Here is a 25,661-nt window from a genome sequence, read left to right as displayed (position 1 = left end):
CCAGAAGTCGCCCGAGCGCGGCGAACATAGCCTGCTGCGCCTGCGGCGTCGCGGGCGTTCCGGCCAGGAACACCGCGGCGGCGTAGCTGCGCCGGTCGGGCAGGGTGAAGATGCCGACGTCGTTGGCCGCCAGGGTCCGGCCGAGGTGGGCGCCCGACGAGCCGGTCTTGTGCGCGAACCGCACGCCATCCGGAAAGCCGGCCTTCAACCGGTCGCGGGCCGGCGGGCTGGCCTGCATCACCTCCAGCAACCGCCGGGTCGAGGCGCGGGACAGGAGCTCGCCGTGGTCGAGGCGGGAGAGGAAATCGAGCATGCCCCGCGGCGTCGCGGTGTCGCGGGGATCGGCGAGGCTGGCGGCCATCGCTTCGCGGCGGGCGGCCTCCGGCACGCTGGCGCGGGCCGCGTCGAAGGCCTCGGGCGTCCGCCAATCCGGCCGGAACGAGGCCATGCCGTAGATCCCGGTCTGCAGCTCGCGCTCGTATCGGTCGATGCGGATCTCGGTCAGCCGCTTGGATTCCAGCCAGGCAGTGACCACGCCCGGGCCGCCGATCCGCCGCATCAACACGTCCGCGGCGGTGTTGTCGCTGTCGGCGACGGTCGCGGTGAGCAGTTCGCCGAGCGTGAAGTCGCGCCGGGCCGGCCAGGCGCGGCCGATCGGCGACCACGGAGGGGAGAGGTCCTGCGCCTCCAGCACGACGCGCTCGTCCAGCGACAGGCGGCCGGCGTCGACCTCCGACAGCACCACCGCGCCGAGCGGCGCCTTGAAGACGCTCTGCATCGGGAACCGGCGGGCGGGATTGATCGTCCAATGCTCGCCGCTCTCCTGGTTCATCAGGGCGACGCCCAGCACGCCCGGAGCGACCTTGGCGGCGATCTCGGCGACGCCGGCGTCGAGCGCCTTCATGTCGAGCCGCGGGGTCGTCGAGGCGGTCAGCGGCATGGCCTGTTCGCAGGCCGAGACGCCCAGCGCCAGGCCGCCGGTCATCAGCGCGCGCCGGTGAAGGCTTGCCACAGAGGCGCTGACGGTCTGAAAACGCGGCATGTCCGAAGTCACAGTCTCCAAACCCGCGGTGATCCTGAACGCACCGCAGCTCGCCGAGAATATCGGCGCGGCGGCGCGTGTCATGGCCAACTTTGGTCTGGACGAGCTGCGGCTGGTCAATCCGCGCGACGGCTGGCCGCAGGAGCGCGCCTGGGCCTCGGCCTCCGGCGCCGACTGGCCGCTGGACGGCGCCCGGGTGTTCGGCAGCGTCGCCGAGGCGATCGCCGACCTGCAGCTGGTTTACGCCACGACCGCCCGGCCGCGGGAGCTGCAACTGCCGGTGCTCAATCCCCGTCAGGGGGCGGCGGGCCTCGCGGACGCGGCGGCGCAGGGGCTGCGCATCGGCCTGCTGTTCGGCGGCGAGCGAGCGGGGTTGGAAACCGCCGACATCGCCCTTTGCAACGCCGTCGTCACCGCGCCGATCGACATGCGCTTCCGCTCGCTCAACCTCGCCCAGGCGGTGGCTATCATGGCCTATGAGTGGCGGCTGACGGTCACGGAGGCGGCGCCCGCCAACTTCCGCGAGGGCGCGCCGCCGGCCGACGGGGCAGCGATGATGGGCCTCTATCAGCACCTGGAGCGCGAGCTCGACGAGGCGGGCTTCTTCCATCCGCCGGAGAAGACGCCGTCTATGGTTCAGAACCTGCGGTCGGCCCTGGCGCGCGCTAGGTTCACCGACCAGGAGGTCCGCACCCTGCGCGGCGTGGTCACCGCCCTGTCGCGGGGCCGCGGCAAGGTGCTGGAGAAGCTGGCCCGCCAGAAGGAAGGCGGATGAGCCTCCGGGGCCTCCTCGCCGGCCTGGAGATCCCGATCCTCCAGTCGCCGATGCTCGGGGCCTCGGACGGCGCCCTGGCGCTGGCGGTTAGCGAGGCGGGCGCGATGGGCGCCCTGGCCGCCGCGGGCCTCGCGCCGGACGAGATCGGCCCCGCCGTCGCGACCTTGCGGGCCGCCAGCGACCGGCCGTTCTCTGTCAACCTGCTGATCGTCCCGCGCGTCGCACCGGAGCCGGCGGAGGTCGACGCCGCCCTGGCCCGCCTCGCCCCCTGGTACGCCGAGCTTGGTCTGGAGCCGCCGGCCGCGCCGAACCAGTTCGCCCCTGACTTCGACGCCCAGTTCGCCGCCGTGCTGGCCGCCGCCCCGCCGGTCGCCTCCTTCGCCTTCGACGTGCTGGCGCCGGCCCGTGTGAAGGCGCTGCAGGCTGCCGGGACCCTTGTGATCGGAACAGCCACCTCGGTCGCGGAGGCGCGGGCCTGGGCGGCGGCCGGGGCCGACGGGATCTGCGCGCAGGGCGCCGAGGCCGGCGGTCACCGCGGGACCTTCCTGGCCGAGGGCGAGGGCTCGGTGGTCGCGACCCTGGCCCTGGTTCCTGCTGTCCTGGCCGCCGTTGACCTGCCGGTGATCGCCGCCGGCGGGATCATGGACGGCCGCGGCGTCGCCGCCGCCCTGACCCTGGGCGCAGCGGCGGCGCAGATGGGCACCGCCTTCCTGCTCTCCGACGAGGCGACCGTCAGCGCCCCCTGGCGCGCGGCGATCGAGGGGGCGGGGGACGATCCCACCCGCCTAACCCGCGCCTTCACCGGACGCTATGCGCGCGGGATCGAGAACCGCTTCATGCGCGAGATGCGCGCCCTGGAGGGCGAGGTCCCGGCCTATCCGGTCCAGAACCGCCTGACCCAGCCGATGCGGGCCGCCGCCCTGGCGGCCGGCGACGCGCAGATGATGTCGCTGTGGGCCGGGCAGGGGGTCCGCCAGGCCGAAGCCGGGCCGGCCGGCGAGCTGGTCCGCCGGTGGTGGGCCGAAGCCAAGATCGCCGCACAGGTCGTGGCGCAGCGCACCGGCGCCTGAACCGCGCCGCAGCGCTTGCCCCCTGGCCGGCCGGGATGGACTATCGGCCGGAGTGACAACTGGAGTTCGCACATGGGCCTGACCCGCATCCTCGCCGCAATCGCCGCCCTCCTGCTGGTGTTCGGGTTCGGCCCGCGCGCCGCCGCTCCCTCACGCCGGGGTGCGGAGCGGGGCGTGCGCCAGGCGCTGGTGCGGCTGAACGGGCTGCTGGCTCAGCGCGACATCGCCATCGTCGACGAGTTCATGCCCGACGGCGAAGTGCTGCTGGTCGGCTACGCCCTCGACGAGGTGGCCCGCGGCCGGGCCGGCCTGGAGACGCATTTCCGTCGCCTCTTCGCCCTGCCGCAGGTGATCCGCTTCGACTGGCGCGAGGTCGAGGTCTCGGTCCACGGCGCCGTCGCCTGGCTGCACGCCGAGGGCGACCTCGTCCTGCAGGGCGAGCCGGCCGAGCGCCGCACCTACCGACTGACCGGCGTCTTCGAGCTCTGCCACGGGGTGTGGAAGTGGCGCCTGTTCCACGGCTCGCAGCCGGCCGCCTGAGGTTGACTCTACAGGGGGTCCCAAGCATATACGCGCCTTCCTCGCCGCCGGGTCCGCCCGTGCGGCGCTGAAACCTATGACGGGTCGACGCGAAGCCGCCGTTGCAATCGCGCTCCTTTTCCGGGAGCGCCGGCTCGGGTCAGATGAAGAGTGACTTATGTCCAAGCGCCACAGCGCCAAGTACAAACTCGACCGCCGGATGGGCGAAAACATCTGGGGTCGCCCGAAGTCCCCGATCAACACCCGCGCCTACGGCCCCGGCCAGCACGGCCAGCGTCGTAAGTCGAAGGTCTCCGACTTCGGCCTGCAGCTGCGCGCCAAGCAGAAGCTGAAGGGCTACTACGGCAACCTGACCGAGAAGCAGTTCTCGCGCACCTATCAGGAAGCCGCCCGCCGGAAGGGCAACACCTCCGAAAACCTGATCGCGCTGCTGGAAAGCCGCCTTGACGCGGTGGTCTACCGCGCCAAGTTCGTGCCGACCCCGTTCGCGGCCCGTCAGTTCGTCAACCACGGCCACGTGCTGGTCAACGGCAAGCGCGTGAACATTCCGTCCTACCGCGTGAAGCCGGGCGACGTGGTCTCGGTGCGCGAGCGTTCGCGCAACATGGCCCTGGTGCTGGAAGCCCTGCAGTCGTCGGAACGCGACACGCCGGACTACATCACCGTCGACGGCAAGGGCATGGCGGCGACCTTCGTCCGCGCGCCGGAGCTGGCCGAAGTGCCGTATCCGGTGAAGATGGAGCCCAACCTCGTGGTCGAATTCTACGCCTCCTAAGGCCGACCACGAATTCAACGAGTTCAGCGAAGGCCCCGGAGCGATCCGGGGCCTTTTGCTTTGCGGCGGCGCTTGGCGGTCGCCCGATCTCCATCCTAGTGTGCGCATCCATAGCGTGTGCCGCACGGAGACTGCGCGTGATCCTGAGGGTGCTGATCGCCGCCGCAGCGGCCTGGACGCTGGCAGGGACGGCCCACGCCGACTGGTTTCGGGCCGAGACCGACCGGTTCATCGTCTACGGCGAAGGCCGTGAGGCCAAGGTCCGCGACTACGCCGACAAGCTGACGAAATTCGATGCGGCCCTGCGGGTGCTGCACCCCTCGACCCGCGACCGGCCGAGCTACACCAGGACCCAACTCGTCCTCGTCGACAGCGAGACGGACCTGCGCCGGGTGCTTCCACATCTCAACAGGCAGGTGGCCGGCATCTACGTCCCGCGCACCACCGGCGTCTTCGCGATCGCGGTGACAGACGCGTCGAAGAACGGGGACGACACCCTCTACCACGAGTACGCCCACCACTTCATGCTGGAGAACTTCCCGACCGCCTACCCGGCCTGGTTCGTGGAAGGGTTCGCGGAATACTTCATGACCGCCCAGGTCAAGGCGGATGGCGTCCACATCGGCGATTACAATCCTGGCCGCGCCTACACGATCTTCAACATGACCTGGCTGCCGTGGAGCGAGATCTTCACCAAGCGGCCGTTCCAGCTTCCCGCCAAGCAGCGCTACAACTACTACGCCCAGTCCTGGCTGCTGACCCACTACATGCAGACCGGCGGCCGCGCCGCCCAGCTCGACGCCGCCGTCCAGGCCATCGCCCACGGGGCCGAGCCGGCGGCCGCGTTCTGGAAAGCCACCGGCTGGGACGAGCAGAGCCTGACCCGCGAGCTCCGCAGGTACCGCAAGCTGCCGACCATGCAGGTCAAGGCCTCGGCCCTGCCGCCGGTGTCCGTCTCCGTGACCCGGATGCCGCCGAGCGCCGATGACGTGCTGCTCGCCTATTTCCGCCTGCTGGTCGCCGATCCGCGCCAGGGGGACGCGGCCTTCGTCGAGCAGGTCCGACAGCGCGCCGCCCGCTACCCGGACGATTCCCTGGCCCAGCGGACGCTGGCGCTGGCGGAGTACTATTTCGGCGACGTTGCGGCCGGCGATGTGGTGATCGCCAAGCTGCGCGCCGCGCACTCCGCCGACAATGAGGTGCTGCTGACCGCAGGCTGGGGCGCCCTGGCCGCCGGTCACCGCGATCCGAAGGTCCGGGAGGCCCGCTGGCGCGCCGCGCGGCCGCTGTTCGCTCAGGTCTACGCCAAGGCCAAGGACGATTTCCGGCCGATCTTCGGCTACGCGCTGAGCCGCACCATCGAGCCGGCGTTCCCGACCGACAACGACATGACGGCGCTGCTGGAGGCGCGCGCCCTGTCGCCGGCGGTCCAGGAGATCAACACCTACGCCGGCCTCGCCCTGCTGGCGAAGGGCCGGCGGGAGGACGCCGCCATCGTCCTGGGGCCGGTGATCAACGACCCGCATGGCGGCCGCGCCGCCGCCCACGCCAAGGCGCGGCTGGAGGGCCGAAGCTCGGCCGAGGCGGACAAGGCGGCCGAGGCCGCCGGCGAGGAGGCGGCGGCGGAGGGCGAGGCCCCCTAGCGGAACGCCGCCGCCATTTCCGGCGGGATCCGTTTCGGCCGGCCGCTGGCCTGGTCGACCAGGGCCCAGGTGGTGACGATCTGTGCGCACATGGCGCCGTCGGGGCCGTCGATGCGCACGTGGCGATCGAAACGCACGCCTTGCGGGTCGTCGGCGACCCAGGTGCGGGCCAGCGCCGTCTCGCCCGGCAGCAGCGGCCGGCGATAGTCGACCTCGTGGCGCAGGACGACCCAGGCCAGGGCGGCCTGATCCTCAGGGCCGGCGCGTGCGCGCCAGTGGGCGGTGGCGATGTCCTGCGCCCAGCGCAGGTAGACCACATTGTTGACGTGGCCGTTCTCGTCGATGTCGCCGGGCTCGGGCGTCAGGCCACAGGCGAAGACCTGCCGGCCCTCCGGCGGCTCGATGGCCCGCGTCACGCGGCCAGCAGGCCCTTTTCGGTGAGGAGGGTCTTGAGCTCGCCCGATTGGAACATCTCGCGGACGATGTCGGCGCCGCCGATGAACTCGCCCTTCACATAGAGCTGCGGGATGGTCGGCCAGTCGCTGTAGGACTTGATGCCCTCGCGGAGCGGCTCGCTCTGCAGGACGTCGACGCCGACGAAGTCCGCGCCCAGGTGGTCGAGGATCTGGACAACCACGGCGGAGAAGCCGCAGCGCGGCTGTTCCGGCTCGCCCTTCATGAACAGGACGACGGGGTTCTCCGCGACCGACTTGGCGATCCAGTCGTGAACGGGGTTGTCGGCGGCGGCGTCGGTCATGGGTCGCCCTTTCGGCGAAGAAACGTGGTCGGCGAAGAGCTAGGGATGCGTGACCTGCGGGTCAAGCCGCCGGGGCGGAGGTCTCCAGCGCCAGGGCGTGTAGCTCGCCGCCCATCCGGCCCTTGAGTGCGGCGTAGACCAGCTGATGCTGCTTGACCCGCGGCATGCCAGCAAACGCCGCCGAGACGATGCGGGCCCGATAGTGGTCGCCGTCGCCGGCCAGGTCGGTGACCTCGATCTGCGCGTCCGGGAAGCCCTCGTGCAGGGCCGCTTCCAGGTCGGTTTGCGACATCGGCATGGTCAGGCTCCCATGAAGCCGGGCATCCACCCTTCGTGGGCGGCGCGCAGCTTGGCCAGCGGCAGGTCGAACAGGCCCTCGACGGCCAGGGCTTCGCCGTCGGCGCGGCCGATGATCTTGGCCGGCACGCCCGCGGCCTTGGCGGCCTCGAGCAGGGGGGCGGGGTCGGCAAGGCCGATCAGGTAGCGGGCTTGGTCCTCGCCGAACAGCTGGGCGTGGTCGGCGGCCGTCAGGGTGATCCCGACGTCAGAGGCCAGGGCCATGTCCGCCGCGGCGGCGATCAGGCCGCCGTCAGAAAGGTCGTGCACCACGCCGATCGCGCCCGCCTCGATCTGCCCACGCACGAAGTCGCCGTTGCGGCGCTCGACGGCCAGGTCGACCGGCGGCGGCGCGCCGTCCTCGCGGCCGAGAATCTCGCGCAGGTACATCGAGGCGCCCAGTTCGCCGCGCGTCTCGCCGACCAGCACCAGCGTGTCGCCGCTCTTGAGGGCCGAGAAGTCGGCGTGGCGTGCGTAGTCGGCGATCAGCCCGACCCCGCCGACCGCCGGCGTTGGCGGAATGGCCGCGCCGTTGGTCTCGTTATAGAGGCTGACGTTGCCGCTCACGACCGGGTAGTCGAGAGCCGCGCAGGCCTCGGCCATGCCGTCGATGGCGCGGACGATCTGGCCCATGATCTCGGGCCGCTCCGGATTGCCGAAGTTCAGGTTGTCGGTGATGGCGATAGGCGTCGCGCCGACGGCGGTCAGATTGCGCCAGGATTCGGCCACGGCTTGCTTGCCGCCCTCGTAGGGGTCGTTCAGCACATAGCGCGGCGTGACGTCGGAGCTGACCGCCAGGGCCTTCCTCGTGCCGTGCACCCGCACGATGCCGGCGTCGGCCCCGGTCGCCGAGTCCTCCAGCGTGTCGGCCATGACATGGCGGTCGTACTGCTCCCAGATCCAGCGCTTGGAGGCCATGTCGGGGCAGCTCATCAGCTTCAGCACCGCCTCGGCCCAGTCGGTGGGGGCAGGGGCGTCGGTCACGCGGGCCTGCGGGACCGGCGCGGTCCACGGCCGGTCGTACAGCGGCGCGTCGTCGAACAGCGGCGCCAGCGGCACGTCGCAGACCACGTCGCCGTGATGCTTCAGGACCATTCGGCCGGTGTCGGTGGTGATCCCGATGGTGGCCGCGTCCAGGCCCCACTTCTCGAAGATGCGCTGGCCGTCGGCCTCGCGGCCCGGTTTCAGGATCGCCAGCATCCGCTCCTGGCTCTCCGACAGCATCATCTCATAGGCGCTCATGCCGTCTTCGCGCTGCGGCACGGCGTCGAGGTTCAGCTCGATGCCGACCCCGCCCTTGCCGGCCATCTCGACGGAGGACGAGGTCAGGCCGGCGGCGCCCATGTCCTGGATCGCGGCCACGGCGCCCGAGGCCATCAGCTCCAGCGTCGCCTCGATCAGCAGCTTCTCGGCGAAGGGGTCGCCGACCTGCACGGTCGGGCGCTTCTCGTCCGAGGCGTCGTCGAACTCCGCCGAGGCCATGGTCGCGCCGTGAATGCCGTCGCGGCCGGTCTTGGATCCGAAATAGACCACCGGCAAGCCCGGCGCCGGGGCGGCGGAGTAGAAAATCTTGTCGGCGTCGGCCAAGCCCACGCACATGGCGTTGACCAGGATGTTGCCGTCATAGCCGCGGTGGAAGTTGGTCTCGCCCGCCACCGTGGGCACGCCGACGCAGTTGCCGTAGCCGCCGATGCCGGCGACCACGCCGGCCACCAGCCGCTTGGTTTTCGGATGGCTGGGATCGCCGAACCGCAGGGCGTTGAGCAGGGCGACCGGCCGCGCGCCCATGGTGAAGACGTCCCGCATGATCCCGCCGACGCCCGTCGCCGCGCCCTGGTAGGGCTCGATGTAGGAGGGGTGGTTGTGGCTCTCCATCTTGAAGACGCAGGCCTGGCCATCGCCGATGTCGACGACGCCGGCGTTCTCGCCCGGGCCCTGGATGACCTTCGGCCCCTTGGTCGGGAACTTGCCGAGGTGCTTGCGCGAGGACTTGTAGGAGCAGTGCTCCGACCACATCACCGAGAAGACGCCGAGCTCGACGAGGTTCGGCTCGCGGTTCAGGCGACGGACGATCAGCTCGTACTCGTCGCGCTTCAGGCCGAACTCGGCGGCGGTCTCGACGAGGGATTTTTCAGGGGCGGCGCTCATGGCGCGCGTTCTAGCGGGACTCTGCGGCCGGCGCGATAGCAACCCGCGTCAACGCGCGACCATCTCCTTCTGCAGCCAGCGGCAGGTGATCAGGAAGAAGAAACCGGCGACGACGTAGAGGCCGGCGGTCAGCAGCATGGCGCGCTCCAGGCTCTGCGGATGGGCGACCTCGCAGACCGCTTGGACGGCGGGCGACAGCGCCACGCGGCCGGCGCCCTCGCAGGCCGCCCGCGCCAGGCCGGCCGCGCCGAGATCGGCGGCCTGCAGCCGGAACAGCAGGTCGCTGAGAGCGCCGATGAACAGCGGCCCGAGGCCGTAGCCGAGCAGGTTGAGCAGGAACAGCAGGATCGCCGTCGACACCGCCCGGACCTGGGCCGACACCACGCCCTGGCCGATCGTGTACTGCGAAGCCAGGTAGCCGTACTTCACCGCCCCGCCCACGCAGAGGCAGACGAGGGCGAGGGTCAGGTTTCCGGTGGTGAAGGCGACGAAATAGAACGGCGCGCTGATGATCAGCCCGACCCCCGGCAGCCAGGCGATGGCGTTCGGATGGCGCCGGGCGAGCTTCTCGGCCAGCCAGCCGGTGGCCAGGGTGCCAATCGCCGAGGCCAGGGCCACCGGGGCGTTTACCATCACCGCCGCCTCGCCGGCCGTCAGGCCGAAGCTGCGGTTGAGGAACAGCGACTGGAACGAGCTGATGCCGTAGCCGCAGAAGCTGGCGATGGTCGCGCCGATGGCCATGGTCCAGAACGAGCGTTTGGAGGCGAGCTCGCGCATGCCGTCGATGAACCGGGGCCTGGCCTTGCGCACGGCGCCGGGGGGGTCCGAATAGCCGCGGGGCGGCTCCTTGACCGTCAGCCGGAACACCACCGCTACGAGGATGCCGGGCAGGCCCACGACGAAGAAGGCGGCGCGCCATCCGAAGGCGTCGGTCACCGGCCCGCCGATCAGGTTGGCGAGCAGGCCGCCGAGGGTCACCCCCATGGCGTAGTAGCCGAGCGCCGTGGAGCGCCGGGACGGCGGATAGTAGTCGGCGATCAGCGAATTGGCCGGCGGCGTGCAGCCGGCCTCGCCAATGCCGACGCCGACCCGGCAGGCGAGCAGCACCCAGAAGGCCCCGATGGTCAACGAGCCGACGACGATCTCCGTCGAGAGGCCGCACAGCGCCGTCATCAGCGACCATAGGGCGACGCAAACCGTCATGATCCAGACGCGGTTGCGGGTCTCGGCGAACTGGGCGAGCGGGATGCCAACCAGGGTGTAGAGCAAGGCGAAGCCGAAGCCGGTCAGCAGGCCGAATCCGGTGTCGGAGATGCCGAGCTCCGGCTTCATCTCCGGCGCGACGATGGCCAGCAGGGCCCGGTCGATGAAGTTCAGGATGTAGATGAGCAGGAGGGCGTTTAGCACATAGGTCCGGTAGCCGCGGCTGCCAAAACCATGAAGATGACCCTCGCCCGCCGTTTCGGCGTCGCGACCTGCGCCCATTCGTTCCTCCCCGAACAGACGGGGACGGTAGAGGGCCTGTCCGCCGACGGCAACGCCCGTCGGACGCGCGGCGCGCGTCAGGCGCTGGCGAGCGCGCTCTGGAACAGGATGGCGCCGTCGGCAGAGCCCAGCTCGGGCTCGAAGGCGCGGTCCGGGTGGGGCATCATGCCGAGCACATTGCCCTTGGTGTTGACGATCCCGGCGATGTTCCGGGCCGACCCGTTCGGGTTGTCGAGATAACGGAACACCACGTGGCCCTCGCCCTCGAGGCGGTCGAGGGTCGTCTCGTCCGCGAAGAAGTTGCCCTCGCCGTTGCCGACCGTCATGGCGACCTCGCGGCGGCCCTGGTAGCCGGCGGTGAAGCGCGTCTGGGCGTTGGTGACCTCGAGGTCGATCGGCTTGCAGACGTACTTCAGGCCGGCGTTGCGCAGCAGGGCGCCCGGCAGCAGTCCGACCTCGCAGAGGATCTGGAAGCCGTTGCAGATGCCGACGGTGGCGACGCCGCGCTCGGCCGCGGCCTTGACCTCGCCCATGATCGGCGACAGCGACGCCATCGCCCCGCAGCGCAGGTAGTCGCCGTAGGAGAAGCCGCCCGGCAGGACGACGAGGTCGAGGCCCTTCGGCAGCTCGGTGTCGCCGTGCCAGACCATGGCCACGTCGGCGCCGGTGGCCCGTTCGATGGCGACCTTGCAGTCCCGGTCGCAGTTGGACCCGGGGAAGACGACGACGGCGGCTTTGGTCATGGGCGCTCAGGTGGCGGGGGCAGGGGCAAAGGTCAAGCGGGCGATTTGCGGCGCCAGCTCTTGAGGCTGTCGAGATAGGCGTGAAGCTGTTCGTAGCCGGCCTTGTCCCCGTACGGACAGCCGGTGGTCACCACCTCGCCGCCGCGGACCTGCTGCATCATGATCGCCGGGTGGCCGGGCGCCCCGTCGCGGGTGACCAGGTATGAGGCCTTGCCGTCGGCGGTCGAGTAGTAGTCGTAGGGCTCGGCCGGGTCGCCCGGCGCCTTGGTCAGTGGCTGGGCGGTGACGGCGGCGACCTGGGCCTCGAAGGAGCGACCGCAATCCAGCGCCAGCGGCGGCGTCTGCGGGGCGTCGGCTTGGGCGCAGGCGAGGAGGGGGAGGCAGAAGAGGAGGGCGGAAGGCCCGGGCCTCACGCCACCTCCACCCGGTAGCTTTCGATCACCGTGTTGGCGAGCAGCTTCTCGCACATCGCCTTGATCTCGGTCTGGGCCTCGGCGGCGTCGGTCGCCTTCAGGTCGAACTCGATGGTGCGGCCGACGCGAACATGCTCGACGCTGTCCCAGCCCAGGCCGTGCAGCGCCTGCTCGACCGCCTTGCCCTGCACGTCGAGGACGCCGGGCTTCAGGAACACATGGACTTTGGCGCGCACTAGTGGAGGCCCCCCTGGATGACGGTGGGCATCTCTTTCATGATGCCCAGGCGGCGAGCCACTTCGGTGTAGCTCTCGATGACGTTGCCCATGTCCCGGCGGAACCGGTCCTTGTCGAGCTTCTCGTTGGTCTGGCTGTCCCACAGCCGGCAGCTGTCGGGGCTGATCTCATCGGCCAGGATGATCCGGGCGAAGTCGTTCTCCCAGATGCGGCCGAACTCGATCTTGAAGTCGATCAGGGTGATGCCGACAGCGCCGAACATGCCGGTCAGGAAGTCGTTCACCCGCAGGGTGAGCGCCATCATGTCGTCGATCTCCTGGGTCGAGGCCCAGTTGAAGGCGGTGATGTGCTCCTCGGCGACCATCGGGTCGTGGAGCTTGTCGTCCTTCAGGTAGAACTCGATGATCGAGCGGGGCAGGGCCTGGCCTTCCGGCAGGCCGAAGCGCTTGGACAGCGATCCGGCGGCCACGTTGCGGCAGACCACCTCCAGCGGGATGATCTCCACTTCGCGGATCAGCTGCTCGCGCAGGTTCAGCCGCTTGATGAAGTGGTTCTGGACGCCGATCGAGTTCAACCGCGTCATGATGTATTCGCTGATGCGGTTGTTGATCACGCCCTTGCCTTCGAGCACGGCCTTCTTGGTCGCGTCGAACGCTGTCGTGTCGTCCTTGAAATACTGGACCAGCGTGCCTGGCTCAGGGCCCTCGTAGAGGATCTTGGCCTTGCCTTCGTAGATCTTCTTCCGGCGGGTCATCTTCCAGCCTTCTCCCAAGCGAAGCGCTAACCGTTCGGTGAAACGAAAAACGCGCGCGGGTATCCGGCGCGCGCGGGTCCGACTCGGCCTCTCGCTCAATAAAGGCGCGCGGAAATTAGCGGATGCGAAGGGCCGGCGCAAACCTCCGCGATCAAGTCCGGCTTTCGATTGCGGCTCCGCCCCTCGCAGGATATGTGACCGCGGTTCGTGCCGCCGACCGGAGACCCCATGACCACCTTCGACGATCGAGAACAGGCGTTCGAGAAGAAGTTCGCGCTCGATCAGGAGCAGGAGTTCAAGGCCACTGCGCGTCGTAACCGCGCCCTCGGCCAGTGGGCCGCCGGCCTCATGGGCCTTGAAGACGCCCGCATCGAGGAATACGCCAAGGCTGTGGTGAAGTCCGACTTCGAACAGCCGGGCGACGAGGACGTGCTGCGCAAGGTCTTCGAGGACCTCAAGGGCTCGGGCGTCGCGGTTTCCGAAGGCGAAGTGCGCATGAAGATGGCCGAACTTCTGGCCCAGGCCCGCGAGAGCGTCCGCGCCGGCGAATAGTCTAGCCGGCCCCCTGCAGCGGGGCGCGGACCTCGCACACCACCCCGTCCGGGGCAAATTCCAGCTTTACGTCTCCGCCCAGTTCGCGGGCGAGGCCGCGTTCGATCAGGCGCGTGCCGAATCCGCGCCGGGTGGGAGCCGACACCAGCGGCCCCCCGCGCTCGCGCCAAGTCAGGCGCAGCTCGCCGTCGCGCGAGGCCCAATCGATCTCGACCTCGCCCTCCGGCCCCGACAGGGCGCCGTACTTCGCCGCGTTGGTGGCCAGCTCGTGCAGAGCCAGCGACAGCGACAGTGCGATCTGCGGCGGCAGGCTGACCTCCGGCCCCTCGATCCGCCAGCGGCCCGGGCCATAGGGCTCGGCGGCGGCGGCGGCGATCTCGCCGACGGTCGCGCCCTCCCAGGTGCGGCGGGTCAGCACGTCGTGAGTGCGCGACAGGGCCAGAAGCCGGTCCTCGAAGACGCGGCGAGCGGCCTCCAGCGAGGGGGCGCTGCGCATCGTCTGGGCGGCCACCGACTGGATGGTCGCCAGGGTGTTCTTCACCCGGTGGTTCAGCTCGTTGACGAGCAGCTGACGGCGGCTGTCCTCTCGCTTCGCATTGGTGACGTCGGTCTGCACCGACAGCAGCCGGTGCGGCCGGCCCTCCGCGTCGGCGTAGATCCGGCCGCGGTTGTGGATCCAGCGGGTCTCGCCGGTATCCGGGCGGATGATGCGATATTCCACGTCGTAGGGGCCTGGCCGGTCACGCGCGGCGCGCAGCAGGGTCCCGGCCCGTTCCCGGTCGTCGGGATGGATGCGGTCCAGCCAGGCGTCGTCGTAATCGGACCAGGTGGCCGCCTCGGCGGGCAGGCCCTGCAGCGCCAGGTACTCCGGTGAGCGATAGACGCGGCCGGCGATCATGTCGAAGTCCAGCGACCCGACGCCGCCGGCGGCCTGCACCATGCGCAGCCGCTCCTCGTTCTCGCGCAGTTGGGTCTCGGCGCGGGCCCGCTGCACCGCGCTCCAGGTCCGGTCGACGAGCTCGGAGGCCATGTCGACCTCTTCCACGGTCCAGGCGCGCCGACCCGGCATATGGGCCGACAGGATCGCCACCAGCCGTCCGCGCTTGATCAGCGGCACGGCGATCATCGCTCCGACGCCGATGCCCTTGTAGGCCTCGGTGGCGTCTGCAGTGACCGCATCGGCGCCGATGTCGCGCACCACGACATTACGGCCGGCCCGCAAGGCGCCGGCCATCTCCGGTCCGAAGGCGTCGAGCCGGTAGCGGCCGGGCAGGGGGGCCATGGTCCCGCGCCAGTCGTCTTCGATGGTCACCCACTCGCCCTCGGGATCGACCTCGGCGAACCCGACGCGGCCGATGTCCAGCACCTCGACCAGCAGGGATGCCGCCGCGCCTTTGATCTCGCTGGGATCGTTGAGGGGGCGCAGCCGCTCGGCGATGCCCAGCTGGAACTTGAGCCGCCGCTCCAGCAGCACCTTTTCCGTGGTCTCGGTGCAGGCGCAGAACATGCCGCCGACCCCGCCGCTCTCGTCGCGGATTGGGCTGTAGGAGAAGGTGTACCAGGTGTCCTCGGGGAACCCGTGGCGCTCCATCACCAGGTGCAGGTCCTCGGACCAGGTCGCCTCGCCGGAAAGGGCGGTGTCCACCAGCGGGCGGATATCGTGCCAGATCTCCGACCAGATCTCTTCGAACGGGCGACCGAGCGCGTCCGGGTGCTTGGCGCCGAGGATCGGCGCATAGCCGTCGTTGTAGATGAAGGCGAGCTGCGGTCCCCAGGCCAGGAACATGGGGTGCCGCGAATTCAGCATGATCGACACCGCGGTCCGCAGCGACTGCGGCCAGGTCCCGGGCGGGCCAAGTGGCGATCGGCGCCAGTCATGGGCGCGCAACCGCTCGCCCATCTCCCCACCGCCGAGAAGGAAGTCGTGGCGGTCTGCGGCTGCCATGCGACCCTTACGAAGTACCTACGCCCCGAACACGCGCTCGAAGATGCGATCGACGCTCTTGAAGTGGTAGCCCGGGTCGAAGAGTTCGGAAAGCTCTTCGCGGCTCAAGGTCACCTCCGGATCGGCGTCGAGGAACTCGAGGAACGCGCCCTCGCCCCGCCAGACTTTCATGGCGTTGCGCTGGACCGCCGCGTAGGAGGCCTCGCGGCTCATGCCCTTCTGCGTCAGGGCCAGCAGCACCCGCTGCGAATGGACGAGGCCGCCCAACCGGTCGAGGTTCTTGGCCATGTTCTCCGGATAGACCACCAGCTTCTCGACCACCCCGGCCAGCCGGCGCAGGGCGAAGTCGAGGTGGACGGTGGCGTCCGGGCAGATGCCGCGCTCGACCGACGAGTGGCTGATGTCCCGCTCGTGCCACAGCGCCACGTTCTCCATCGCCGGCACGACCGCCGAGCGGACGAGACGGGCGAGGCCGGTCAGGTTCTCGGTCAGGATCGGGTTGCGCTTGTGCGGCATGGCCGACGAGCCCTTCTGGCCGGCGGAGAAGAACTCCTCGGCTTCTAGGACCTCGGTGCGCTGCAGGTGGCGGATCTCCACCGCCAGGCGCTCGATGGACGAGGCGACCACGGCCAGGGCGGCGAAATAGGCCGCGTGCCGGTCGCGGGGGATCACCTGGGTGGAGACGGGCTCGACAGCCAGGCCCATCTTCTCGGCGACATATTCCTCGACCTCGGGGGCGACGTTGGCGAAGGTGCCGACGGCGCCGGAGATCGCGCAGGTGGCGATCTCGAACTTGGCCATCGCCAGCCGCTCCTTGGCGCGCTGGAACTCGGCGTAGTGGCCGGCGAGCTTGATGCCGAAGGTGGTCGGCTCGGCGTGGATGCCGTGGCTGCGGCCGACGGTCGGCGTCATCCTGTGCTCGAAGGCGCGCTTCTTGAGCGCCGCCAGCACCAGGTCGACGTCCTCGATCAGCAGGTCCGTGGCCCGCGACAGCTGCACCGCGAGGGTGGTGTCGTTGACGTCGGAGCTGGTCATTCCCTGGTGCAGGAACCGCGCCTCGGGCCCGACGATCTCAGTGACGTGGGTCAGGAAGGCGATGACGTCGTGCTTCACCTCGGCCTCGATGGCGTCGATGCGGTCGGAATCCCAGATCGCGTCGCGGCCCTTCTCCCAGATGACCCGGGCGGACTCGGCCGGAATCACCCCCAGCTCGGCCATCTTGTCGGCGGCGTGGGCTTCGATCTCGAACATGATCTTGAAGCGGGTCTGCGGCTCCCAGATGCGGGCCGCGTCGGGTCGTGCGTAACGGGGGATCATGGGGCCGCCATATCCCGCCCGGTCGCCTCGGAGTCAAACCCGCCGGCGGATTTCTCAGTCGGCGCCCACGTCCTTGTGCAGGGTGAGGGCGCCCAGCAGGTAGTGGAGGCTGCCCCAGACGAACAGCAGCGCGGTGACGATCATGCCGGCCCGTGTCCCCTGCGCCAGGGCCCCGGCGCAGGCGGCCTGGGCCGCGGCGCCCGACCCGGCGGGCGCGGTCCCGCCTGGGCAGGCGGCGACGAAGCTGCCGGCGCCGCTCCAGGCGTGCTGGGTGAACATGTCGATGCACCAGCCGGTGAACGGCGGACCGAAGCCCAGGGCGATCAGGTTGAGGGTGAACAGCAGCAGCGCCGCCGCCGTCGCCCGGCTGCGCGTCCCGAATGCGTTCTGCACGACTGCAAAGGTAGGGCCGAGGTACAGGTAGTGCACCACGCCGGCCAGCAGCAGCACCCCGACCGCCGCCGGCCAGGTCTCTCGCGTGTAGGCCAGGACGTAGAGCGGCGCGGCCAGCAGGACGCCGAGCGCCGGCACCAGCGCATAGCTGCGCGCCGAGCGGCGGGCCAGCCGCTGGGTCAGCCAGCCGCCGAGCAGCAGCCCGGCGCCGTTGGCGACCCCGGCCACCAGGCCGGTCATCAGCCCGACCTGCGTCAGGTCGAGGGGGAAGGTGCGCAGCAGATAGGCCGGCGCGTACTGGCCCATGCCGTAGCTCGCGAAGCTGACGACGGTGACGCCGGCGACGACGTTGGCGAGGCCCCACCGGCTGAACAGGCGGCGGGCGACGTCGCGCATCCGGGCCGGGGCGGCCGGCTCGGCGGCCGCCTCGCTCCAGCCGCGCGGCGGCTCGCGGATGGTCAGCTTAAGGATCAGCGCCACCAGCAGGCCCGGCGCCCCGACGGCGAAGAACGCCGCTCGCCAGGAGACGTGCTGGGCGAACCAGCCGCCGGCCACCGCGCCGAACATCATGCCGAGCGGAATGCCGAGCGAATAAATCGACAGCGCCATGGCGCGCTTCTGCGGCGGGTAGTAGTCGCTGATCAGGCTGTGGGCCGGCGGCGACAACCCGGCCTCGCCGACCCCGACCCCGACCCGGAACAGCAGCAGGGAAAGATAGCTGGTCGCCGTGCCGCACAGGGCGGTGAAGCCCGACCACACCAGGATGGCCAGGGCGATGATGTTCACGCGGTTGCGCCGCTCGGCCAGCCGGGCGATCGGAATGCCGAGGGTCGTGTAGAGCAGGGCGAAGGACAGGCCGCCGAGCCAGCCGAGCTGGGTGTCGGTCAGTTTCAGGTCGGCTTTGATCGGCAGGGCGATGATGCTGATGATCGTCCGGTCGATGAAATTCAGGGTGTAGGCCAGCACCAGGACCGCCAGGACCGTGGCGCGGTAGCGACTCGAGAAGGCGGGCGCGTCCGCAGAGCTCGGCGAGGTCATCGCTAAAGTCTCCCCCCAATTTCCCGGCGACGTTATTCTGACCCTGGCCGCGCGGGAAGGCTGGACGCTCGCCCCAAGCGTTCGGCATGAAGGGCGCGCAACTCGAAGGAGGCGTTTGCCATGGAACTGGTCATCGGGACGAAGAAGTGGTCGACCTGGTCGCTGCGCCCCTGGCTGGCGGCCAAGCGCTCAGGCCTGTCCTTCACCGAGACGCTGATCGACCTGCGGCAGGCCGACGGCGGCACCGCCCTGGCGATCCGGCCCCATTCGCCGAGCGGCCTCGTGCCGGTGCTCAAGACCGACGACGGCGCGATCTGGGACTCGCTGGCGATCTGCGAATACCTGGCCGAAAAGGCCCCCCATCTGTGGCCCGCCGACCCCGTCGCCCGCGCCTTCGCCCGGGCGGCCGCCTGCGAGATGCACTCGGGGTTCTCGTCGCTCCGCGGCGAATGCCCGATGGACCTGACGGCGCAGCCGCACGTCGCCGAACTGTCGGCCGCCACGCACAAGGACATCCGGCGGATCGTCGCCCTCTGGAACAGCCTGCTCAACCGGTTCGGCGGCCCGTTCCTGGCCGGCGAATGGTCGATCGCGGACGCCTTCTTCACGCCGGTGGCGACGCGCTTCCGGACCTATGGCGTGCACCCGTCCGATTTCGGCGACCCGGGCGCGGCGGGCGCCTATGCCGAGCGCCTGCTGGAACAGCCGGAGTTCCTGGAGTGGGAGCGCGCAGCCCTGGTCTGAGGCTGTCGAGGCCTGGAGGCCCTTGGCGCCTCCCTGCGCCTTCGCGCGTTGAGCCATCGCCAACAGGTTCAAAGGGAGACGATGGCGATGAGGATCATGGTTGCGGCTGCGGCGCTGGCCGCGCTTTCGGTGGCCGCGTGCGATCGCCCGACCGGCACCGCGCCGCAGGATTCGGCCGTCGGCGCCGCCATGCCGGACACCGCGAGCGCCCGGAACGACAACATGGCCCTGACCGCCCCGGACGCCGGCGCCACCGGCACGGTCCCCGCCGACGGCTCGGCCCCGGCCGTTGCGCCCACCCCGCCGGTCGGCACCGCCGGCGCGTCCCCGGGCGTGGTCGGCGCGCCGTCGGTGGACAACCCGTCGCTGCAGCGGAACCAGTAGGCTTTCAGCCGCCCGCCGGCCTGCGCTAGACAGGCCGGCGATGGCCGAGCCCAGCCCGTTCGACGCCGCCTTCGAGGCGGGCCAGCGCCTGCAGCAGCAGCGCCAATGGGCGGCGGCGGCCGAGGCCTATCGCGCCGCCGCGCGGCTCGGCCTGACCGTCCGCCTGGCGGCCAACCTCGGCCTTTGCCTGCATGAGGCCGGCGACTACGCCGAGGCCGAGCGCTGGCTGCAACTCGCGGCCCGTCACCAGCCGGCCAATCCGAACATCCGCCAACGCCTGGGCCTGGCCTACGCCGCTCTGGACAAGCCCGACCTTGCCGAGCTCGAGCTGCGCACCTCGCTGGCCTTCCGGCCCGGGGACCCGGCCACCGAGCTGGCGCTTGGCGGCCTCCTGCTGTCGCTTGGCCGCCTGACGGAGGGCTGGCCGCTGATGGAGGCGCGGGTCGGGCTGCATCGACGCGCGGTCCCGGCCGTCACGCTGCCGTACCCCGAATGGCTGGGCGAGCCGCTGGAAGGACGCTCGATCCTCGTCCAGGTCGAACAGGGCCTCGGCGACCAGATCCAGATGGCCCGGTTCGCCGCCCACCTGAAAGCCAGGGGCGCCGGGCGCGTCACCCTGACCACCCGCAGTCCGCTAAAGGATCTGCTGGCCCGCGCGCCGGGCGTCGACGCCACTGTCGCGGTGGACGCCGGCGCCCGCGTCGCCCTCGACCGCCACGACCTCTGGACCCGCTACTTCACCCTGCCGGGGCGGGTGAACGCCGGGCCGGCAGACCTGTGGTCCGGGCCCTACCTTTCGGCGCCGCCGGAGCGGCTGGCGCGCTGGGCGCCGGGCGCCCGCGTCGGCCTCGTCTGGCAGGCCAGCCCGACCGGTTTCAACGGGGCCCGCAAAAGCCTGCCGGCCGACCAGGCCCGGCGCCTGCTCGACCGCGGCCTGATGAGCCTGCACCCGGAGGACACCGGGGTCGGCGACATGGCCGATACCGCCGCCATCGTCGCCGGCCTGGATCTCGTGGTCTCGATCGACACCTCGGTGGCGCACCTGGCCGGCGCGATGGGCCAGCCGGTCTGGACGCTGCTGCCGTTCCACAAGACCGACTGGCGCTGGATGCGCGGCCGGCGGGACTCGCCCTGGTATCCGACCATGCGGCTCTACCGGCATGCAGACCGGGAGGACTGGCGCGGCATGGTCGACCAGGTGCTCGCCGAGCTCGAAGCCGAAGGGTTGTGACCCAAACAAAAACGGCCGCCCCCGCGGGCGGCCGTTTCCGTGGAATTCAGCGCGCGGTCAGTTCGCCGCGCCCATCTTCTGGGCCAGTTCCTGCGCCTTGCGCAGGTGGGCTTCAATCTTCGGCAGCACTTTGGCCGCGTGGCCTTTCAGGCCGGCATCCTCGCCGCCGTCCGCATAGCCGCGATGCAAGGTGACGGCCTCTTCGTGCGCGGCGACCTGCTGGGTCAGGTAGACCTTGTCGAACTGGACGGCCGGAGTGGTGTTGAGGTTGTCGAGCAACCCTTGCCGGCGCTCATCGAGCTTGGTCGGCAGGGTCTGGCCCGCGGCCGTGGCTAGCGGCTTGAAGGCGTTCGAGGCGGCCGTGTGGTCGGCCTGGATCATCTTGGCCAGCGCCTTGACGTCGGCGTTGCCCGACTTGGCCTGGGCGATCTTGGCGGCCTCGATCTCGTACATGTCGCCCTCGGCGGCGTTCGAGACGTAGCCCTGGATGGTGTTGGCGCCGAGCGTCGCGGCCGAGGTCTGGCCGACGACCGCGGCGGTGGCGTCTTGGGCGGCGTTCACCGCCGGCGTGGCGACATTGGCCTCTTCGGCATCCTTCTTGCCGCAGGCGGCAAGGGAAAGAGCAGCGGCGGCGGCCGCGGCCAGATAGAATCCACGCGTCATGATTGGCATCTCCCGTTGACCTGGGCTGAACCCAGGGCGGCGGGCATTGGTTCCGCTTGGCGGCCCCCTGGTTCTGGAACTTTGCCTTTTGTTACAGACGCCCGCCGGCGTCAGAAGAACAGTCGCGCCAGGGCCGCCGCCGAAGCGGTCAGGGCGGCGAGCTCCAGAGCGCGGCGCCATTGGATCACATAGCGGACGGACGGCGAGGAATTGCGGTCGGCGGTGTCGGTCATCGGCTCGGGAGTCCAGAGTAGCTCTCGCCGACCGGCCACGCGCACTTGGGGGAGTGGGGGAGGTGTCGTGGGGCTGGGGCTGTGATGCCCACGACCGCACGGCCAATCGGCGAGAACGTGTTGCAAACTTCGTAGTTGCATAAATACTGTAGTCAACGCTATCGGCGGCGGCAAGGGTTAATTTCAGGCCGCCGGCTCACGAGGCTTTGAAGCGGCCGGGCTTAATCGCCGGGTCCGCCGACCCTAGGTTAAAGGCACGGAGAAGGAGGCGTCCCATGAGCGAGTACTGGCTGCGCACTCTGAAAGCCGTCGAGGCGGCCGAAGACGAGGCCCGACGCCTGCGGGCCCGCTACGGCGACGACGCCGAGCGCCGGCTCGACGAGCTGACCCGCCGCCCAACGCGCCGGCCGGAAGGCCGCATCGACGACATCCGTCGGGCGCTGCGCTGGACCTGAGCCCTATTGGGTCTGCAAGGCTTCGCCGGTGATGGCGTAGCCGCCTTCCAGCCAGTCCACGATCTCGCGCGCCGCCGGATGGTCGAAGGCGGCGTAGCGGGCGGCAAGCGTCGCCTGACGCTCCCCTAGCCGGGCGAGGCCGGCGTCCTCCAGGCTCAACAGGTCTGCCTCGACCCGCGCCGCCAACGCCTCGCCCAGCACTTCGCTCGCCGCCCGGCGGAAGGCGGCCAGGTACTGGTAGCCCTCGCCCCGGGCATAGGCCTCGACCAGGGTCAGCATGGGAATGCGGCTCAGCACCGGCTGCGAGGCCGGATTCACGGCGTGGGCGGCGATATGGCCGGCGATCGCTGCGGGCCGGCCGGTGAAGGCGCGCAGGTGCAGGTGCTGGCTCATCCGCGGGCCGTCGTTGACCGGATAGTTATCCCACAGGAACGGCCGGCGTCGCAGGGCCTGTCCGACCCGCTCCAAATGGCCCACCGACTGCTCCCGTGAGCAGACCTCCTCGCCGGTCCACATGACGTGGACGGCCGCATCGAGGGTGCGGCCGAGGTCGTCGAGGTAGCCGGCCGGGCGGGCTCCGAACACGCGGTCCAGCACCGGGTCGTCGGAATAGTAGCTGGGGCACATGATCAGCCGCGACGCCTTGGTCCGCGGCCCGACCCAGTGGACGATCTCCGCCTGGCGCGCCGCCAGGTCGGGAACGTCGCCCTTCATGTCGTCGAACAGGATGGCGAGATCCTGCACCCCGGCGTCGTCGAGGGCGGCCAGCTTGGCCGACAGCGCCGCCTTGGCCATCTGGTCGAAGCCGAAATGCAGCTCGAACGGCGTCAGCCCGACCCCGAACCGGACGTCGGCGTCCCGGCAGCAGGCCGCGAAGGCGCGAAGCTCGGCGAGCTCGGCTTCCGGGTAAGGCTCCCGCCAGCGCCGGCGCAGATAGGGGTCGGCCTTCGGTGCGTAGAGCCAGAAGCCATAGCCCCGCCCGCCGAGGAACCGCAGAGTCTCCGTCCGCTCGGCCCAGGTCCATGGGCGGCCGAAGAACCCCTCGATGACGCCGATCTCTGTAGGCATGGACCAAAGCTAGCGGCGTTCGTGGCCCGGAGGGAAGCCGGAGGCGGCGGCCGAATCGCCGTAGCAGTCGCCGGCCTGCCCCGAGGAGAGCACATGAGCGACATCCGCCGCATCGTCACCAACACCGGCCGCGGTCGCGTCGTGGTGTTCAACGGGCTCGTCTACCTCGGCGGCCAGACGGCGGACGACCGCGGCCAGGACATCAAGGGCCAGACCGCCCAGGTGCTCGGCAAGATCGACAAGGTGCTGGCCGAGGCGGGGACCGACCGCTCGCGCCTGCTGACGACGCAGATCTGGTTGAAGGACATCGCCCGCGACTTCGCCGGCATGAACGAGGTCTGGGACGCCTGGGTCTCGCCCGAAACGGCCCCGGCCCGGGCGACCGCCCAGTGCGAGATGGCCCTGCCGCAGATCCTGATCGAGATCACCGGCGTCGCCGCCCTGCCTTGAGCGCTACATCAGCCCCAGAGCCTTGAGGCTCGCGACACCGTGGCGACCGACCACTAGATGGTCGTGCACGGCGATACGCAGGGCCCGCGCCGCCTCAACCACCTGACGCGTCATATCGACGTCGGCCGACGACGGGGTCGGATCGCCCGACGGGTGGTTGTGCACCAGGATGATGGCGCTGGCCGACAGCTCCAGGGCCCGGCGCACCACCTCGCGCGGATAGACCGGCGCATGGTCGACGGTGCCGCGGCCCAGGACCTCGTCGGCGATCAGCTGGTTCTTCTTGTCGAGAAACAGCACCCGGAACTGCTCGCGCGCCTCGTGCGCCAGGGCGGTCTTCACATAGGCCCGCAGCGCCGACCACGACGAGATCACCGGCCGCCGGACCACCGCCTCGCGCGCCGCCCGCAGGCCGACCTCGTGCACCAGCTTCAGATCGAGGGCGACGGCGGCGCCGACCCCCTTCACCGTTTTCAGCTCCTCGAGGCTGGCGCCGAGCACGCCGGCCAGCGATCCGAACCGGGTCAGGAGTTGCTTGGCCAGGGGTTTGACGTCGCCGCGCGGGATGGCGCGGAACAGCAAGAGCTCCAGCACCTCGTAGTCGGGCAGGGCGGCGGTCCCGCCGGCCGCGGCCCGCTCGCGCAGCCGCTCGCGGTGTCCGAGATGGTGCGGCCGCGCCGCCGGGGCTGGCGGCGACCAGAAGTCAGCGACGGAGCCGTCCTGCAGCGATGCGGCGCGATCCATGCGGCAGAAGTTCCACATTTGTTCGCGCGGCGCAACCCTTGGGGTGGTGCACGTGGGGCCCCCACCCACGGCGCACTTCACAGCTTGTTCGTGCTCCAAACATCTTTCCACACTGCAACGTGGGTCGAACCCTTCCCGGACGGTCGCCGCGCGGTACGGGAGATTTTTGGAGCGCATCAAAGAACGTTGCGTCGCCAAGAACCAACAAATCACACGGGGAACGTTCATGAATAAGCACCAGGCCGGAAGCCTGACAATCGCTGCGGTTCTGCTGTCGGCGGGCTATGCCGGCGCTCAGGACCGGCCCGCCGCGGCCAATGCGCCGGCCGCCGAGCGCGGCCAGTCCGTCGATGAGCTGGTCGTCGTCGGCACGCGCCGCGCGGGCCGCACGGTCACCGACTCGCCCGTTCCCGTGGACGTCCTGAGCTCGCAGGACATCGAGACGATCGCCACCGGCGACATGAACAACCTGATGCGCTCGCTGGTGCCGTCGTTCAACGTCGCGCGCTTCGCCGGCATCAACGCCGACGGCTCGGGCTTCATCCGTCCGCCGACCCTGCGCGGCCTCGCGCCCGACCAGACCCTGGTGCTGATCAACGGCAAGCGCCGTCACCGCTCGGCGCTGGTCAACTTCTCCGGCGGCGGCGTCCTGGCGGCCGGCTCGCAGGCCGTCGACCTCGCCCAGATCCCGACCATCGCGCTCGAGCGCATCGAAGTCCTGCGTGACGGCGCCTCGGCCCAGTACGGCTCCGACGCCATCGCCGGCGTGATCAACCACACCCTGCGCCGCGAGGCCGAAGGCTTCGAGATCCGCAGCCGCTACGGCCAGCACTACAAAGGCGACGGCAAGAACTACCAGCTCCAGGCCAACGTCGGCCTGCCGCTGGGCGACCGCGGCTTCGTCAACGTCTCCGGCGAATTCCTGGACTCCGGCTACACCAGCCGCGGCGGCCAGCGGATCGGCGCCCTGGCGCATTCGCTTGCCCGACCGGACCTGGCCACCGCCGACCCGGTGCAGCGGGTCGGCGACCCGAAGGTCCGCGCCTACCGCATGTTCTTCAACGGCGAGGTCGAGACCCCCGAGCGGTCCAAGCTCTACTTCTTCGGCAACTACGGCCGCAGCAACCAGGCCTTCCAGTTCAACTGGCGCCAGCCCGACACCGTGACGCGCCCGGCCCAGAGCGGCGTCGGCGCCCAGGTCTATCCGCGAACCAACGTCTTCGACCCGATCTACCTCGACCGGCTGCCGGACGGCGCCTACGACGCCAACGGCCGAACCTTCAGCTTCACCGAGATCTACCCGCGGGGCTTCACGCCGTTCTTCAACTGTCACATCCGCGACCTGTCGGGCGTCGGCGGCTACAGGGCGAGCTCGAGGGCGGCCTGACCTACGACCTGTCGGCCTCCTACGGCCAGAACACCCTGCGCTATTACATGTCGGAATCGCTGAACGCGGCGATGGGCCCGGACTCGCCGACCGAGTTCTACCTGGCTCGCTGCAGGAGCGTGACACGACGTTCAACGCCGACTTCACGTATCCGGTGGAGATGGGGCTCGCCAGCCCGCTGACGGTCGCCTTCGGGGCCGAGCGGCGGATCGAGGCCTATGAGATCGGGGCCGGCGACGAGGCGTCCTACCTGTTCGGCCCTACGCCGTGCAGCGCCTCAACAACGGCACGACGATCACCAAGCCGCCGGGCACCAGCGGCGCCCCGGGCTTCTCGCCG

At 70.3% G+C, this 25,661-nt stretch carries 29 protein-coding genes; 12 read left to right on the top strand and 17 right to left on the bottom strand.

Going from position 1 to position 25,661, the window contains the following annotated elements; all coding sequences use genetic code 11:
- On the bottom strand, positions 1-1,042 hold a 1,042-nt coding region (gene bla / locus ACILRF_RS05465), incomplete at its 3' end, for a class A beta-lactamase (protein ID WP_395671263.1).
- Between bla and ACILRF_RS05460 the strand changes: the two genes are divergently transcribed.
- From ACILRF_RS05460 to ACILRF_RS05440, 5 genes are all read left to right on the top strand, one after another.
- Entirely contained in the window at positions 1,041-1,817 is a 777-nt protein-coding gene (locus ACILRF_RS05460) for an RNA methyltransferase (protein ID WP_395671262.1), read from the top strand. The two genes, bla and ACILRF_RS05460, sit on opposite strands and share 2 nt — an antisense overlap.
- Positions 1,814-2,887: an NAD(P)H-dependent flavin oxidoreductase gene (locus ACILRF_RS05455; protein ID WP_395671261.1), complete on the top strand. Its 1,074-nt coding sequence runs from the start codon at positions 1,814-1,816 to the stop codon at positions 2,885-2,887. The genes ACILRF_RS05460 and ACILRF_RS05455 overlap by 4 nt, the downstream gene beginning before the upstream one ends.
- Before the next feature lie 72 nt (positions 2,888-2,959).
- Positions 2,960-3,427, top strand: a complete 468-nt coding sequence (locus ACILRF_RS05450) for a nuclear transport factor 2 family protein (protein WP_395671260.1) — start codon at positions 2,960-2,962, stop codon at positions 3,425-3,427.
- 157 nt (positions 3,428-3,584) lie between these two features.
- A complete protein-coding gene (gene rpsD / locus ACILRF_RS05445; protein WP_395671259.1) occupies positions 3,585-4,202 on the top strand; it encodes a 30S ribosomal protein S4 in 618 nt (205 codons plus the stop codon).
- 137 nt (positions 4,203-4,339) lie between these two features.
- Positions 4,340-5,845, top strand: coding sequence for a hypothetical protein (locus tag ACILRF_RS05440; protein ID WP_395671258.1), 1,506 nt, complete (start codon positions 4,340-4,342; stop codon positions 5,843-5,845).
- On the opposite strand, the gene ACILRF_RS05435 is transcribed toward ACILRF_RS05440, so the two are convergent.
- From ACILRF_RS05435 to purC, 9 genes are all read right to left on the bottom strand, one after another.
- Positions 5,842-6,261 (bottom strand): acyl-CoA thioesterase, encoded by a 420-nt coding sequence (locus tag ACILRF_RS05435; protein ID WP_395671257.1) that lies wholly within the window; start codon positions 6,259-6,261, stop codon positions 5,842-5,844. The genes ACILRF_RS05440 and ACILRF_RS05435 overlap by 4 nt on opposite strands.
- Positions 6,258-6,602 (bottom strand): Grx4 family monothiol glutaredoxin, encoded by a 345-nt coding sequence (gene grxD, locus ACILRF_RS05430; RefSeq protein ID WP_395671256.1) that lies wholly within the window; start codon positions 6,600-6,602, stop codon positions 6,258-6,260. The genes ACILRF_RS05435 and grxD overlap by 4 nt, the downstream gene beginning before the upstream one ends.
- Before the next feature lie 61 nt (positions 6,603-6,663).
- Complete coding sequence (locus tag ACILRF_RS05425; protein WP_395671255.1) at positions 6,664-6,900, bottom strand: BolA family protein; 237 nt, start codon at positions 6,898-6,900, stop codon at positions 6,664-6,666.
- Between the two features lie 2 nt (positions 6,901-6,902).
- Positions 6,903-9,086, bottom strand: a complete 2,184-nt coding sequence (gene purL, locus ACILRF_RS05420) for a phosphoribosylformylglycinamidine synthase subunit PurL (RefSeq protein ID WP_395671254.1) — start codon at positions 9,084-9,086, stop codon at positions 6,903-6,905.
- A 48-nt stretch (positions 9,087-9,134) separates the two neighbouring features.
- Entirely contained in the window at positions 9,135-10,571 is a 1,437-nt protein-coding gene (locus ACILRF_RS05415) for a spinster family MFS transporter (protein ID WP_395671253.1), read from the bottom strand.
- A gap of 77 nt (positions 10,572-10,648) precedes the next feature.
- Positions 10,649-11,314 carry a phosphoribosylformylglycinamidine synthase subunit PurQ gene (purQ, locus tag ACILRF_RS05410; protein WP_395671252.1) on the bottom strand — a complete coding sequence of 222 codons (666 nt, stop codon included), beginning with the start codon at positions 11,312-11,314 and terminating at the stop codon, positions 10,649-10,651.
- A 32-nt stretch (positions 11,315-11,346) separates the two neighbouring features.
- Positions 11,347-11,727, bottom strand: a complete 381-nt coding sequence (locus ACILRF_RS05405) for a hypothetical protein (RefSeq protein WP_395671251.1) — start codon at positions 11,725-11,727, stop codon at positions 11,347-11,349.
- On the bottom strand, positions 11,724-11,963 hold the full coding sequence (gene purS / locus ACILRF_RS05400; RefSeq protein WP_395671250.1) for a phosphoribosylformylglycinamidine synthase subunit PurS: 240 nt from the start codon (positions 11,961-11,963) through the stop codon (positions 11,724-11,726). Before purS ends, ACILRF_RS05405 begins: the two co-directional genes overlap by 4 nt.
- A complete protein-coding gene (purC, locus tag ACILRF_RS05395) occupies positions 11,963-12,718 on the bottom strand; it encodes a phosphoribosylaminoimidazolesuccinocarboxamide synthase (RefSeq protein WP_395671249.1) in 756 nt (251 codons plus the stop codon). The genes purS and purC overlap by 1 nt, the downstream gene beginning before the upstream one ends.
- A 228-nt stretch (positions 12,719-12,946) precedes the next feature.
- Here purC and ACILRF_RS05390 point away from each other — a divergent pair, with 228 nt between their 5' ends.
- Complete coding sequence (locus ACILRF_RS05390; protein ID WP_395671248.1) at positions 12,947-13,270, top strand: DUF1476 domain-containing protein; 324 nt, start codon at positions 12,947-12,949, stop codon at positions 13,268-13,270.
- A 1-nt stretch (position 13,271) separates the two neighbouring features.
- On the opposite strand, the gene ACILRF_RS05385 is transcribed toward ACILRF_RS05390, so the two are convergent.
- From ACILRF_RS05385 to ACILRF_RS05375, 3 genes are read right to left on the bottom strand one after another with little or no spacing between them, the layout of a single operon-like run.
- Positions 13,272-15,215, bottom strand: coding sequence for an HWE histidine kinase domain-containing protein (locus ACILRF_RS05385; protein WP_395671247.1), 1,944 nt, complete (start codon positions 15,213-15,215; stop codon positions 13,272-13,274).
- An 18-nt stretch (positions 15,216-15,233) separates the two neighbouring features.
- On the bottom strand, positions 15,234-16,532 hold the full coding sequence (purB, locus tag ACILRF_RS05380; protein WP_395671246.1) for an adenylosuccinate lyase: 1,299 nt from the start codon (positions 16,530-16,532) through the stop codon (positions 15,234-15,236).
- A 54-nt stretch (positions 16,533-16,586) separates the two neighbouring features.
- Entirely contained in the window at positions 16,587-17,963 is a 1,377-nt protein-coding gene (locus ACILRF_RS05375) for a spinster family MFS transporter (protein ID WP_395671245.1), read from the bottom strand.
- 120 nt (positions 17,964-18,083) lie between these two features.
- Between ACILRF_RS05375 and ACILRF_RS05370 the strand changes: the two genes are divergently transcribed.
- The 3 genes from ACILRF_RS05370 (at position 18,084) to ACILRF_RS05360 (ending at position 20,322) form a co-directional block, all read left to right on the top strand.
- Positions 18,084-18,707 (top strand): glutathione S-transferase family protein, encoded by a 624-nt coding sequence (locus ACILRF_RS05370; RefSeq protein ID WP_395671244.1) that lies wholly within the window; start codon positions 18,084-18,086, stop codon positions 18,705-18,707.
- A gap of 87 nt (positions 18,708-18,794) precedes the next feature.
- The gene (locus ACILRF_RS05365) at positions 18,795-19,091 is read left to right on the top strand and encodes a hypothetical protein (RefSeq protein WP_395671243.1); all 297 of its coding nucleotides are present in this window, start codon (positions 18,795-18,797) and stop codon (positions 19,089-19,091) included.
- Between the two features lie 40 nt (positions 19,092-19,131).
- Positions 19,132-20,322 carry a tetratricopeptide repeat protein gene (locus ACILRF_RS05360; protein ID WP_395671242.1) on the top strand — a complete coding sequence of 397 codons (1,191 nt, stop codon included), beginning with the start codon at positions 19,132-19,134 and terminating at the stop codon, positions 20,320-20,322.
- A gap of 57 nt (positions 20,323-20,379) precedes the next feature.
- Here the strand turns inward: ACILRF_RS05360 and ACILRF_RS05355 are convergent, their stop codons facing one another.
- Together ACILRF_RS05355 and ACILRF_RS05350 are read right to left on the bottom strand one after the other, a co-directional pair.
- Complete coding sequence (locus tag ACILRF_RS05355; protein ID WP_395671241.1) at positions 20,380-20,985, bottom strand: DUF4142 domain-containing protein; 606 nt, start codon at positions 20,983-20,985, stop codon at positions 20,380-20,382.
- A gap of 110 nt (positions 20,986-21,095) precedes the next feature.
- On the bottom strand, positions 21,096-21,218 hold the full coding sequence (locus ACILRF_RS05350; RefSeq protein ID WP_395671240.1) for a hypothetical protein: 123 nt from the start codon (positions 21,216-21,218) through the stop codon (positions 21,096-21,098).
- 275 nt (positions 21,219-21,493) lie between these two features.
- Between ACILRF_RS05350 and ACILRF_RS05345 the strand changes: the two genes are divergently transcribed.
- A complete protein-coding gene (locus tag ACILRF_RS05345) occupies positions 21,494-21,673 on the top strand; it encodes a hypothetical protein (RefSeq protein ID WP_395671239.1) in 180 nt (59 codons plus the stop codon).
- 3 nt (positions 21,674-21,676) lie between these two features.
- Here ACILRF_RS05345 and ACILRF_RS05340 read toward each other — a convergent pair whose 3' ends face one another.
- Positions 21,677-22,741: a beta-N-acetylglucosaminidase domain-containing protein gene (locus tag ACILRF_RS05340; RefSeq protein WP_395671238.1), complete on the bottom strand. Its 1,065-nt coding sequence runs from the start codon at positions 22,739-22,741 to the stop codon at positions 21,677-21,679.
- A 93-nt stretch (positions 22,742-22,834) separates the two neighbouring features.
- Here ACILRF_RS05340 and ACILRF_RS05335 point away from each other — a divergent pair, with 93 nt between their 5' ends.
- A complete protein-coding gene (locus tag ACILRF_RS05335) occupies positions 22,835-23,191 on the top strand; it encodes a RidA family protein (protein ID WP_395671237.1) in 357 nt (118 codons plus the stop codon).
- A gap of 3 nt (positions 23,192-23,194) precedes the next feature.
- On the opposite strand, the gene radC is transcribed toward ACILRF_RS05335, so the two are convergent.
- Positions 23,195-23,935, bottom strand: a complete 741-nt coding sequence (radC, locus tag ACILRF_RS05330) for a DNA repair protein RadC (RefSeq protein ID WP_395671236.1) — start codon at positions 23,933-23,935, stop codon at positions 23,195-23,197.
- Between the two features lie 226 nt (positions 23,936-24,161).
- Between radC and ACILRF_RS05325 the strand changes: the two genes are divergently transcribed.
- Positions 24,162-25,322 (top strand): TonB-dependent receptor plug domain-containing protein, encoded by a 1,161-nt coding sequence (locus ACILRF_RS05325; RefSeq protein ID WP_395671235.1) that lies wholly within the window; start codon positions 24,162-24,164, stop codon positions 25,320-25,322.
- Positions 25,323-25,661: the final 339 nt, after the last annotated feature.

Origin of the sequence: Phenylobacterium sp. (assembly GCF_044236515.1) — a bacterium.
Classification (GTDB): domain Bacteria; phylum Pseudomonadota; class Alphaproteobacteria; order Caulobacterales; family Caulobacteraceae; genus Phenylobacterium.
Note: the sequence above shows the minus strand (reverse complement) of the source record. Positions and strands in the feature narration are given on the sequence as shown.

Coding starts and splice junctions, on each gene's coding strand:
- ACILRF_RS05460 (WP_395671262.1), top strand. CDS start 1,041: ATGTCCGAAGTCACAGTCTCCAAACCCGCGGTGATCCTGAACGCACCG.
- ACILRF_RS05455 (WP_395671261.1), top strand. CDS start 1,814: ATGAGCCTCCGGGGCCTCCTCGCCGGCCTGGAGATCCCGATCCTCCAG.
- ACILRF_RS05450 (WP_395671260.1), top strand. CDS start 2,960: ATGGGCCTGACCCGCATCCTCGCCGCAATCGCCGCCCTCCTGCTGGTG.
- rpsD (WP_395671259.1), top strand. CDS start 3,585: ATGTCCAAGCGCCACAGCGCCAAGTACAAACTCGACCGCCGGATGGGC.
- grxD (WP_395671256.1), bottom strand. CDS start 6,602: ATGACCGACGCCGCCGCCGACAACCCCGTTCACGACTGGATCGCCAAG.
- ACILRF_RS05425 (WP_395671255.1), bottom strand. CDS start 6,900: ATGCCGATGTCGCAAACCGACCTGGAAGCGGCCCTGCACGAGGGCTTC.
- purL (WP_395671254.1), bottom strand. CDS start 9,086: ATGAGCGCCGCCCCTGAAAAATCCCTCGTCGAGACCGCCGCCGAGTTC.
- ACILRF_RS05415 (WP_395671253.1), bottom strand. CDS start 10,571: ATGGGCGCAGGTCGCGACGCCGAAACGGCGGGCGAGGGTCATCTTCAT.
- purQ (WP_395671252.1), bottom strand. CDS start 11,314: ATGACCAAAGCCGCCGTCGTCGTCTTCCCCGGGTCCAACTGCGACCGG.
- purC (WP_395671249.1), bottom strand. CDS start 12,718: ATGACCCGCCGGAAGAAGATCTACGAAGGCAAGGCCAAGATCCTCTAC.
- ACILRF_RS05390 (WP_395671248.1), top strand. CDS start 12,947: ATGACCACCTTCGACGATCGAGAACAGGCGTTCGAGAAGAAGTTCGCG.
- ACILRF_RS05385 (WP_395671247.1), bottom strand. CDS start 15,215: ATGGCAGCCGCAGACCGCCACGACTTCCTTCTCGGCGGTGGGGAGATG.
- purB (WP_395671246.1), bottom strand. CDS start 16,532: ATGATCCCCCGTTACGCACGACCCGACGCGGCCCGCATCTGGGAGCCG.
- ACILRF_RS05375 (WP_395671245.1), bottom strand. CDS start 17,963: ATGACCTCGCCGAGCTCTGCGGACGCGCCCGCCTTCTCGAGTCGCTAC.
- ACILRF_RS05370 (WP_395671244.1), top strand. CDS start 18,084: ATGGAACTGGTCATCGGGACGAAGAAGTGGTCGACCTGGTCGCTGCGC.
- ACILRF_RS05365 (WP_395671243.1), top strand. CDS start 18,795: ATGAGGATCATGGTTGCGGCTGCGGCGCTGGCCGCGCTTTCGGTGGCC.
- ACILRF_RS05360 (WP_395671242.1), top strand. CDS start 19,132: ATGGCCGAGCCCAGCCCGTTCGACGCCGCCTTCGAGGCGGGCCAGCGC.
- ACILRF_RS05355 (WP_395671241.1), bottom strand. CDS start 20,985: ATGACGCGTGGATTCTATCTGGCCGCGGCCGCCGCCGCTGCTCTTTCC.
- ACILRF_RS05350 (WP_395671240.1), bottom strand. CDS start 21,218: ATGACCGACACCGCCGACCGCAATTCCTCGCCGTCCGTCCGCTATGTG.
- ACILRF_RS05345 (WP_395671239.1), top strand. CDS start 21,494: ATGAGCGAGTACTGGCTGCGCACTCTGAAAGCCGTCGAGGCGGCCGAA.
- ACILRF_RS05340 (WP_395671238.1), bottom strand. CDS start 22,741: ATGCCTACAGAGATCGGCGTCATCGAGGGGTTCTTCGGCCGCCCATGG.
- ACILRF_RS05335 (WP_395671237.1), top strand. CDS start 22,835: ATGAGCGACATCCGCCGCATCGTCACCAACACCGGCCGCGGTCGCGTC.
- radC (WP_395671236.1), bottom strand. CDS start 23,935: ATGGATCGCGCCGCATCGCTGCAGGACGGCTCCGTCGCTGACTTCTGG.
- ACILRF_RS05325 (WP_395671235.1), top strand. CDS start 24,162: ATGAATAAGCACCAGGCCGGAAGCCTGACAATCGCTGCGGTTCTGCTG.